The organism is Paenimyroides baculatum, from assembly GCF_008629655.1.
GTDB classification, from domain to species: Bacteria; Bacteroidota; Bacteroidia; order Flavobacteriales; family Flavobacteriaceae; genus Flavobacterium; species Flavobacterium baculatum.
Window position 1 is genome coordinate 48,190 of sequence record NZ_VWSG01000016.1, and the last position, 9,015, is coordinate 57,204.

The following is a 9,015-nucleotide window of genomic DNA, read 5'->3' on the forward strand; positions in this document are numbered from 1 at the left end:
TAATGTATGACAAACTGTACGTCTTCAAACTAATTTGGACATATTTCTGAAAGTAATCAATTAAGAACTGAAAAAACTTATTGAACTAAACAGTTTTGTTTTATATGATCACAATTCCGATATCAGACTAAAATTTAAACTTTTAGAATACAACTATGGATATTCATACAGTCTTACAGTAATTATTGGTTTATTTCAAATAATAGGAAGTATTCTTTTATTATTTAGACGCACTACTTTGTTGGGAGTAATTACCCTTTTACCAGTTCAAATCAATATTTTATTGATTAATATATTTTATGGAATTGGTCCTCTTACTACTTTCATATCAATAATTATGGTATTCGGTTTATCGTATTTAACCTTGGAAAGAAAAGAAGATATAATTGCTTTTTTTAGCCGTTATAGAAATACCATACCTTCTGTTGGAACTAGGCGTAATTCAGTACGTTTTTTATGCATATTAATTCCGTTTTTGTTTGTATTGTACTATAGTTATGATATACGTAAGTCTGAAAAATATTTTGGTAAATGGAGAGTTGAGAGAATGACACGCAATGGAGAAATAGTTTCCGAAAAAGCGTTGGAAAAAGATCCGTTAGCATGGAAAATAATATATTTTGAAGAACGTGGAAAGATGTTATACTGTTCGAATCCAAATATGTATGTTGACAGTACGTCTATATTTATGAAGTATAATTATGACGATAATGAAAACAGTTTAAAGGTTATTTCGTATGAAATAAATCCTGAAAAACCAGACACAATTCCTGTTCAGATTTCCAAATTTGAAGATAAATCAATGCAATGGAAAATGATTTTCAATAAAGACAATATTCAAATGGAATTGAAGAAAGAAAATCCTTAAGGAAAGCGAACAGCTAACAGCTGCAGATACCGTTGGAATAATAGGCAACGAAACCCAGAATACGTTTCTAAAAAGTTGTGAAGCAATAAATACCATTCGAAAATAATTTGTGCTTTCGGACTTTTAAAATGGTGCGTTATCTAAAAACGGAACCAAAAATGCACAAAATGTTATCTTCCCGTTTGGGTTTAATTTAAGCAGTGCGAAAGCTAAGCTAGTTGGTATGTTGGTGGAGTTATACAATAGAGAAAATAAAGAGTTAATACGCTGTAATTTCTACACAGAAAATAATGTCTTTGGAAAATAATCCGACCATCAAAATTTCTTGTAACATTTATTCTTAACTTGCCGTTATAGGGCAAAGCGTGCAACGTTACCAACTATTGTAAGGCGGCTATCATCAAAAAATAAACAGACAGAAATGAAACCAACTACACTCCTATTCTTTAGTATGCTGTCCATATTGACTTCGTGCAATGGGCAGAATTTCAATTCGAAGAACCATTCTGTCCCTTTAGAAGAAATCATTGTAAAGGGTGACACTGTAAAAGAACTTGGAAGCAATATCATGGTGATTTATCAAGACAAGAAAAATAACTATTGGTTTGGCAGCTGGAAAACAGGAGTGTACAGATATGACGGTATAAATTTGATCAATTATACTACAAAACACGGTTTGTTTACAGACAGAGTCGATGATATTAAAGAAGATCAATCGGGCAACATCTATTTCTCAGGGATGAACCCAAATGCTACAATCACAAAGTTTGACGGAAAATCATTTACCAATATTAGGGCAATCCCAAGTAATGAATGGAAACTGGAAGCGAATGATCTGTGGTTACTAAATCCTCATCGAACCATACAAAAAGTTTACCGCTTTGATGGAAACACCCTTTATGAATTGACACTTCCAAACCCGCCTAAACTTAACAATCCATTTGATGTCTATAGCATTTATAAAGACAGAAAAGGTAACATTTGGTTTGGTACCAATCCGGTTGGTGTGTGTCGTTTCGATGGAAAATCATTCGAATGGATTACAGAAGAAGATGTGACGGAATTTCGCGAGGGAGGCTCCAATGGAGTGCGTTCGATTACGGAGGACAAAGATGGCGACTTTTGGTTCAATACTGAAAACCGTTATAGCATTTACGACAGCAACACTTTAAAAAGCAATCAATTTTATACAAGACACGAAAGCATAGGCATTTTGGATGGGAAAAACACAAGTGGTTTAAACGAGTATCTTTCAACGGTAAGAGACAATGAGAATAATTTGTGGTTTGTAACCTATCTAGATGGCGTCTGGAAATATGATGGAACGAAAATCACACACTATCAAGTTCAAGAACAATCAACAAATATTAAATTATTTAGTATTTACAAAGACAACAAGGGCGAGCTTTGGCTTGGAACACACGAAAATGGTGTCTATAAATTTAATGGAAATACATTTGAAAAGTTTAAACCCTAATGAACAAAAGAATAAAATTGATTTATCTAATATTCCTATTGACACTGAACTTTTCTTGTGTCGAAAAGAAATCAACAGAAAAAGAAGCTTACAAGCCTGAATTAGTAACGACTTCAAAAACCGACACCTTAAAGTTTACTTCGGGAATACGAGCAATCTTTCAAGACAGCAAAGGCAATTATTGGTTGGGAAGTCATAATGAAGGTGTAAGCGTTTATAATGGGAAATCATTTGAATACTTAACAACCAATGAAGGTTTATCAGCCAATCAAATCCTTTCTATTCAGGAAGATAATAAGGGTAAAATTTGGATTGAAACTTCTGGAGGAGCAAGTGTGTATGACAAAGGAACATTAACAAATTATTTTACAAATACCAACGAACCAAAATATGAATGGAATAAAACCACCGGGGATTTATGGTTTTATGCAACCGTAGAAGATGGAATAAACCGTTTTGATGGTCAGCATATGAATTATCTAGTTTTTCCAAAACCCAAAAATATAAGTCCTGCTAATACTTATGGCGTAACCGGTATTTCAAAAGATACAAACGGTAAAGTCTGGATGGCTACTTATTCGGCACTATTCAGCTATGATGGTAAAGTGGTAAACATCTTTGATGATGAAAAATTAAACCTAAAAAAAAATGAGCTTTTGCATATAAGAAGTGTATTGGCAGATTCAAAAGGACGAATTTGGATAGGAAATAACGGCATTGGCGTAATACTGATAAATGGAGATGCTATAATTCACTTCTCGAAAGAACAAGGAAAATTAATCCCAATGAATGAGTTTGAAGCGAACACTAAAACCCAACAATTTGCTAAAAACACAGGGTTACAATCCGTTTTTGCCATTGAAGAAGATACAGAAGGAAATATTTGGTTTGGAGATCGAGATACAGGAGCTTGGAAATATGACAGTAAAACATTGACAAACTACAAAATTGACTCAAAACTAAAGTCTCAAATGATTTGGAGCATTTATGAAGACCAAAACAAAAACTTACTATTTGGAATGGCAGAAGGTGGTGTTTATAAATTCAACGGTAAGACATTTGATAAACAATTTTAATTGAGAAAAAATTGCTTAAAAACATCTATAAGAAAGCATCATTTTTATATAAAAAAAACGAAACTTACAAGAAAAAGCCAATTGATACAACGTTTAATTGGCTTTTGATTTATTAGGTAATAATATTAAGAAACAGTACTATTTTTAATAAACTACTTTTTTACTAAACTCTTATTGATTTTTACACCACTCTATCAATTCCGGGTAAAGTTCTTCAATTTTTTTATCCTTTTTATTCTTCCTAAGTTCTATCAATTGATCATTAAACTCTTTTATTTTAGGAAATCCGCGCTCAGTCATTACATCATTAATATCCTTGTAAATGTAATTAAATGCATGTTGATTCCCTTGAAAATTATCCAGTACGTACAGGCTGTACAGTGACCAAGTCATATACTCATCGAAAACCTTACTTGGAGTTGGATAATATTTTGTACCTTCTTGTTTTGTATTTACCCAAAGTTCCCTGTTTTTTAATGCCTCATTTAATTCATCTTGAAATTTACTGGTTGGACAAGTGATGTAATTATGGTCTATTTCAGTAAAAATATTCCTTGTATTAGATATCGTATTTTCGAGTTCAGTGAGCAGCGTTGAATTTGAAATAGGGGGAACTACCAATAATATCTGAGTGAAATCGTTATCTTTATAACTGGTAGTATAATTTAATCCCCCAATTAAAGGAGAAGCCATGATAACATAACTATTAACCTTAGCTTCAAAATTATTCTCAAGCCATTTCCATTGCCGGCTTATATTAGCTTGCTTATCGTAATCGGAAATAATTTTATCATAGTATTTTTTAGAATTTTTATAAAACTTTCTAAAGTCAGATTTATTAGAAAAATCCTCAATATCCTTTTTATAAACTGAAATTAAATTCTGTTTAATAACTGTATGGGATGATACACTTTGGGCAGGAAATATATAGTTTTTATCTTTCACTAACTCTTTTTCTTTGAAATTATAAGAGATTGTATTTCCAGTTAAAAAAATATAGTTCAACGGATTTGACTTCATTAGTGAATCGAATTTAAGAATGACTGGTTCATTTTTAAAAGGCTCAAAATATTTAATTACATCTTTGTAATATTCGCCTTCCTGATTAACCATATCATCGTTATCAAGCCCTGATTCTGTTATTGCAATCATGATATGTAAAAGTTCTTTTACTTCATGAATTGTCACTTTTGATTTGCCTTGATTTTCTTTTTTAAATTTATCGTCAAAATTCACTTTTTTTAAATCTTGAGATTTTGCATTAAAACCCATAAATAGAATTAAAAGTAAATAGATTTTATTGTTCATTATTATAATTTATTTTATGTTTTTGTTTACGGTACTATTAAAAATTGGAGAAGGTTTTAGCAGTTTTACAGACCGCTATGAAATGTAGTTGGGATTATTGAAGACTGCTACAAGCAAAACCATTTTTTACGGCTAAATTATAATTCTCTAATAAAAGAGAAAAATCATTTTTGCAGTAAGAAGGTAAGAACTTTTGTTTTTTTGAAAGTTACCAAGATCTTGCTTACAACTGCCTTTTGATACCAAGCTATTTTCTGATTCCCTTTCCTACAGTTTGTCCGTACTGTACCATTTCCAATTTTACTGTACCATCATTTTGTCCTGTAAACTTCAATACACCATCAGCTCCACCCTGCCTGATTGCCTGAAAAGTATTGGCCGATGTTGGAAAGAACCTCATGTCCCATTCTACCCTATCTGTATTGTAGATCAAATGTTTGTTTAAATAAGTTACCAAGTGTTTGGAAGAAGGATCATCGGGGTCAATATAAACTCCGGCAAATTTTGCAATTTCGATCTCAGATAAATCTATTTTTTTTGGAATTCTGTTTAAGGAAGAGGTTCCATCTAGAATTGAGACAATATCTTCGTACGGAGCTACACCCTTATCAAAGTTGTTAAGAACAATTATGGTTCTGTCTTTTTCAACATTGTGATAAGTTAGGGTGATATAACCGTCCCAGCTGCCCGTATGCCCGTAACTGTAAAGCTTGCCATCTTTTAAACTCACATCAAAACCAAAGCCGTAATTGATCTTTTTACCTGAAACGGTTTGGCTTACTTGCAATACCTCGTTGAATTCATTCTGAGTCAGCAATTTGTTTTTTTTAAGTGCATTGTACCACTTATAAAGATCTTCTACCGTAGAGTTTATTTTGGCACCTCCCACAATGCCATCCATGTAATATACATCCATTCTTCCTACTCTGGGATCATCTTCGGCAGCTTTTTCAAAAGAATTCTTAATCCATACATAACCATGGGCATAGTTTTTAATAGTTTTTGGTTCCAGACGTCTGTTATAAACAAATGTATTATGCATGTTTAAAGGTTTAAATATTTTTTCGCTTAGGTATTTATTCAAACTTTTGCCGGATACCCTTTCGATTATCGTAGCCAAAAAAGCATAATTTGTATTGCAGTAGCGGTGCCTTGTTTGTGGCTGGAACTTTAGTGTGTCTTTACGATTGGAGTAATAACTTATTAAATCATTATTTGTAGCAATCTGTTTGTTTTTCCAATCTTCCCTAAACGATTCGAGGTATTCAGGTACACCGCTGGTGTGGTGCAGCAAATTATAGATACTTACACCTTTGAAGTTTACCAATTCTGGAATATATTTTGTAATATCATCCATGTAATTAATCTTTCCCTCTTTATGAAGTAATGCAACCCCTACCCCTACAAATTGTTTGCTGCAGGACGCGAGTTCAAAAACAGTTTGGGGATTATTAAGTTCTTGCGAGGTTTCGTTGCTGTAGCCTTTACCAGCTTTATAGAGTACCTTTCCTTTTTCTGCGATAAGTACGCTGCCATTAAACTGGTTTTGTGCAGCAAGTGCATTGAACAACGAATCGAGCCTTTTTTCTACTGGCTGCTTCTGTGCAAAACTTTTACCTGAAATTATAAGGCAAAAGATGCACTTGATGAGATTTTTAAAATTCATCTGATATGGTATTTAGTTAAAAAAATTGATTGCGGAAAACCTACGTTGTCTCAGTGAGGAGCTTACGTTATATTTGTTGCTGCAGGTTAGCTTTAACCTGTTCTGCTTCTTTTTGGATACTAGCCGCCTGTTTGCGGATGATTTCTGCCTGCTTTCGCACAGCTGCTGCTTCTATTCGTGTTGCCTCTGCATCACGCTGCGTTTTTAAGGCATCTTGTCTGATCCGCTGTAATTTCTCTGTACTTAAGATCGTATGATCAAGTTTTATATTTTCAGTATCATTAAATTCATCATCATATGTAAGAGTACTTTTCTGAGCATTAGCTGCAATAACAGGCGGTTTCGTGGAATGTTCTGTTGTATTGTATACAGGATCTTTTAAAACAGTGGTTACTTTTTCTACTTGTTTATTAGTATTGTGTGACTTTAGATCTTTAGCAGTATACACTTCTTTTACTTTTTCCTTTTGCTGTACAGCAGCAATTTCCATGGTTATCTGTTCTAATGGAATAGCCAGTGCATCAAATGACCTTATGACACTTTCTTTTGAATGTAACATACACAAAAAGAATGAACTTAATACTACAGGTACTGTAAGAACCTTACGCAAATAAGTGTATTTAGTTTTAGTGGTTTTAAACATATTGATCCTTTTTTTTATATTGCTGCTAAACAACGGACTTACAGCAGGAAAATTATGAACGGAAAAATGATTTACCAACAGCATCTTCGTAAATGCGGCCGTATCAGATTCATCAACGGATTCTCTGTCAGCCAGGTATTCATGTATGAGATGGATTTCCTTTTTGATTAAATAAAAGAATGGATTAAACCAGAAAATACATTTTATGAGTTCTGTAAATATTTTATCATAGGTATGTTTTTGTCTTATATGCACCATTTCATGATGAAAAATCTGCTTTCCTACAGTAGAATCGATAGCGATGGAATCTTTCCAAAATAGGTTTCTGAAATATGAAAAAGGAGCGTTTAATAAATTTGTCCGGTAAAGACGGATACCTTCAAATAATTCTGCAGTGAACCTTTTTTTAAGTTGAACGATCTTGAAAATGCCAATGATAAAACGACTTAAAAAAAATACAGCAACCAAACCCATGGTTATATAAACAAAAACAGGATTTTTTATACTGTCATTTGTTTGTTTTACCGTTCGATCTAGTTGAGTTACCAAAGAAAGAACATCTGTATTAATCTGAACTACAAAATAGTCTGTCTTGATAAAAGGTATTGTTATTGAAAGCAGCATTGCGGTCAAAAGGAAGAATCTGTTGAACTGATGAGAAAGAGTATCTTTAAGTAATAGCAGATAGTAAAGTAAGAATACACCTGAAATGAGAATAACCTTACCGAAATAGAATACCATACCTTCCATCAGTCTTTATTTTTAAGTTCGTTCAAAAGTGCTTCAAGGTCTTCAACAGTTAGCTCATCATTCTCTACAAGAAATGAAACAGCATTAGTGTAGGAACCTAAAAAGTAATTTTTTACCAGGCTGCTAATAGATTTTTTACTGTACTGCTCTTTAGAGATCAAAGGAAAATATTCATGTTGTCTGCCTGAAATATTATACTCGACAAATTTCTTTTCTTTTAACAGCTTTAAGATTGTAGATACGGTATTGGTATGAGGTTTAGGCTCTGGGAATTCATCAAGAATATCTTTCAAGAAACCTTTGCCAATTTTCCATAGATACTGCATCACCTGCTCTTCTGCTTTTGTAAGTAACTGAATTTTCATCTCAATACATTCTAGGTCAGTAACAGAAAAATTCATCTATCACTAATTTTATAGTGATACAAATATAAATGATTATTTTAATTATACAACTATTTTTTTAGTGATAAAAACAATTAGCTATTTATATATACTATTTTGCCAATCGGAACGTAAATAGTCATCGGGAATATAATGCTATTATCAGAATTGCACTATAGTGTGACCATGGCGATAAGCTGCTTATTAAATAAAACCAAAACCACACCGTTCAGAAGATAATAGTTAACTTTAACAATATTGCAGACGAGCAGTGCTATACTCCGCCAATAACAAACATATTTTCCATTGTAGGCTGTTCGCTACCGCCGGTTTTTTCTAAAGTTATGGCAAAGTTTTGTGCGTTAGCTATAACTGCTAAAGGTATTTCACTGTCTTTTTCTTGTGTATATAAACCAGCGCTTATTGGTTTTCCGTCGGCAATTGCCCAAAGCTGATACTGCATACCTACTGGCGCTGTTGGTAAATTACCAGCGTGCAGATATACCTGTTTGGTTTTTTTATCCCAAAACACAACCGCTTTTACATATGGATATTTTTCCACACCGTTTAAAGCAACTGTCTGCATATTCGGGTTGGCAATCATCTTCCATTTTTGGTCTGCTTTCTGTAATGCCAAAGTTTGCACATTCACTTCGGTCTGCAATCTGTCAATTTCAGTAGTTGATTTATTCTGACTGGTAATCCAAAACAGATTACTTGCAATACTTACCAGCAAAAGCACCGACGCAGCAACTGCAATATTTTTCCATTTTTTAAACGGCGTAATTTCGTTAACGGGTTTATCTTTCTGTACTTCAGCCTTTATCTTCAATTCCTTATCTGG

General features: G+C 33.1%; 8 protein-coding genes. 3 read left to right on the forward strand and 5 right to left on the reverse strand.

The features are described 5' to 3' along the window. The first annotated feature begins 337 nt into the window (after nucleotides 1-337). The 3 genes from F0460_RS16240 to F0460_RS15110 all read left to right on the forward strand — a co-directional run bounded on the left by F0460_RS16240 (nucleotide 338) and on the right by F0460_RS15110 (nucleotide 3,421). Nucleotides 338-868, forward strand: coding sequence for a hypothetical protein (locus F0460_RS16240; RefSeq protein ID WP_190304170.1), 531 nt, complete (start codon nucleotides 338-340; stop codon nucleotides 866-868). Nucleotides 869-1,289: 421 nt separating this feature from the next. Then, complete coding sequence (locus F0460_RS15105; protein ID WP_150014725.1) at nucleotides 1,290-2,345, forward strand: ligand-binding sensor domain-containing protein; 1,056 nt, start codon at nucleotides 1,290-1,292, stop codon at nucleotides 2,343-2,345. After that, nucleotides 2,345-3,421: a ligand-binding sensor domain-containing protein gene (locus tag F0460_RS15110; protein ID WP_150014727.1), complete on the forward strand. Its 1,077-nt coding sequence runs from the start codon at nucleotides 2,345-2,347 to the stop codon at nucleotides 3,419-3,421. Before F0460_RS15105 ends, F0460_RS15110 begins: the two co-directional genes overlap by 1 nt. Nucleotides 3,422-3,592: 171 nt before the next feature. On the opposite strand, the gene F0460_RS15115 is transcribed toward F0460_RS15110, so the two are convergent. From F0460_RS15115 to F0460_RS15135, 5 genes are all read right to left on the reverse strand, one after another. Beyond that, complete coding sequence (locus tag F0460_RS15115) at nucleotides 3,593-4,729, reverse strand: DUF4932 domain-containing protein (RefSeq protein WP_150014729.1); 1,137 nt, start codon at nucleotides 4,727-4,729, stop codon at nucleotides 3,593-3,595. A 247-nt stretch (nucleotides 4,730-4,976) separates the two neighbouring features. Beyond that, a complete protein-coding gene (locus tag F0460_RS15120; protein WP_150014731.1) occupies nucleotides 4,977-6,395 on the reverse strand; it encodes a serine hydrolase domain-containing protein in 1,419 nt (472 codons plus the stop codon). Between the two features lie 67 nt (nucleotides 6,396-6,462). Next, a complete protein-coding gene (locus tag F0460_RS15125) occupies nucleotides 6,463-7,788 on the reverse strand; it encodes a M56 family metallopeptidase (protein WP_150014733.1) in 1,326 nt (441 codons plus the stop codon). Continuing rightward, the gene (locus F0460_RS15130) at nucleotides 7,788-8,153 is read right to left on the reverse strand and encodes a BlaI/MecI/CopY family transcriptional regulator (protein WP_150014741.1); all 366 of its coding nucleotides are present in this window, start codon (nucleotides 8,151-8,153) and stop codon (nucleotides 7,788-7,790) included. Before F0460_RS15130 ends, F0460_RS15125 begins: the two co-directional genes overlap by 1 nt. Nucleotides 8,154-8,445: 292 nt before the next feature. After that, nucleotides 8,446-9,015, reverse strand: a 570-nt coding sequence (locus F0460_RS15135) for an anti-sigma factor (protein ID WP_150014735.1), incomplete at its 5' end; no start/stop codon positions are given.

Bases quoted from the DNA above. Each gene is read 5' to 3' on its own strand.
- F0460_RS16240 (WP_190304170.1), top strand. From the start codon at position 338: ATGGTATTCGGTTTATCGTATTTAACCTTGGAAAGAAAAGAAGATATA.
- F0460_RS15105 (WP_150014725.1), top strand. From the start codon at position 1,290: ATGAAACCAACTACACTCCTATTCTTTAGTATGCTGTCCATATTGACT.
- F0460_RS15110 (WP_150014727.1), top strand. From the start codon at position 2,345: ATGAACAAAAGAATAAAATTGATTTATCTAATATTCCTATTGACACTG.
- F0460_RS15115 (WP_150014729.1), bottom strand. From the start codon at position 4,729: ATGAACAATAAAATCTATTTACTTTTAATTCTATTTATGGGTTTTAAT.
- F0460_RS15120 (WP_150014731.1), bottom strand. From the start codon at position 6,395: ATGAATTTTAAAAATCTCATCAAGTGCATCTTTTGCCTTATAATTTCA.
- F0460_RS15125 (WP_150014733.1), bottom strand. From the start codon at position 7,788: ATGGAAGGTATGGTATTCTATTTCGGTAAGGTTATTCTCATTTCAGGT.
- F0460_RS15130 (WP_150014741.1), bottom strand. From the start codon at position 8,153: ATGAAAATTCAGTTACTTACAAAAGCAGAAGAGCAGGTGATGCAGTAT.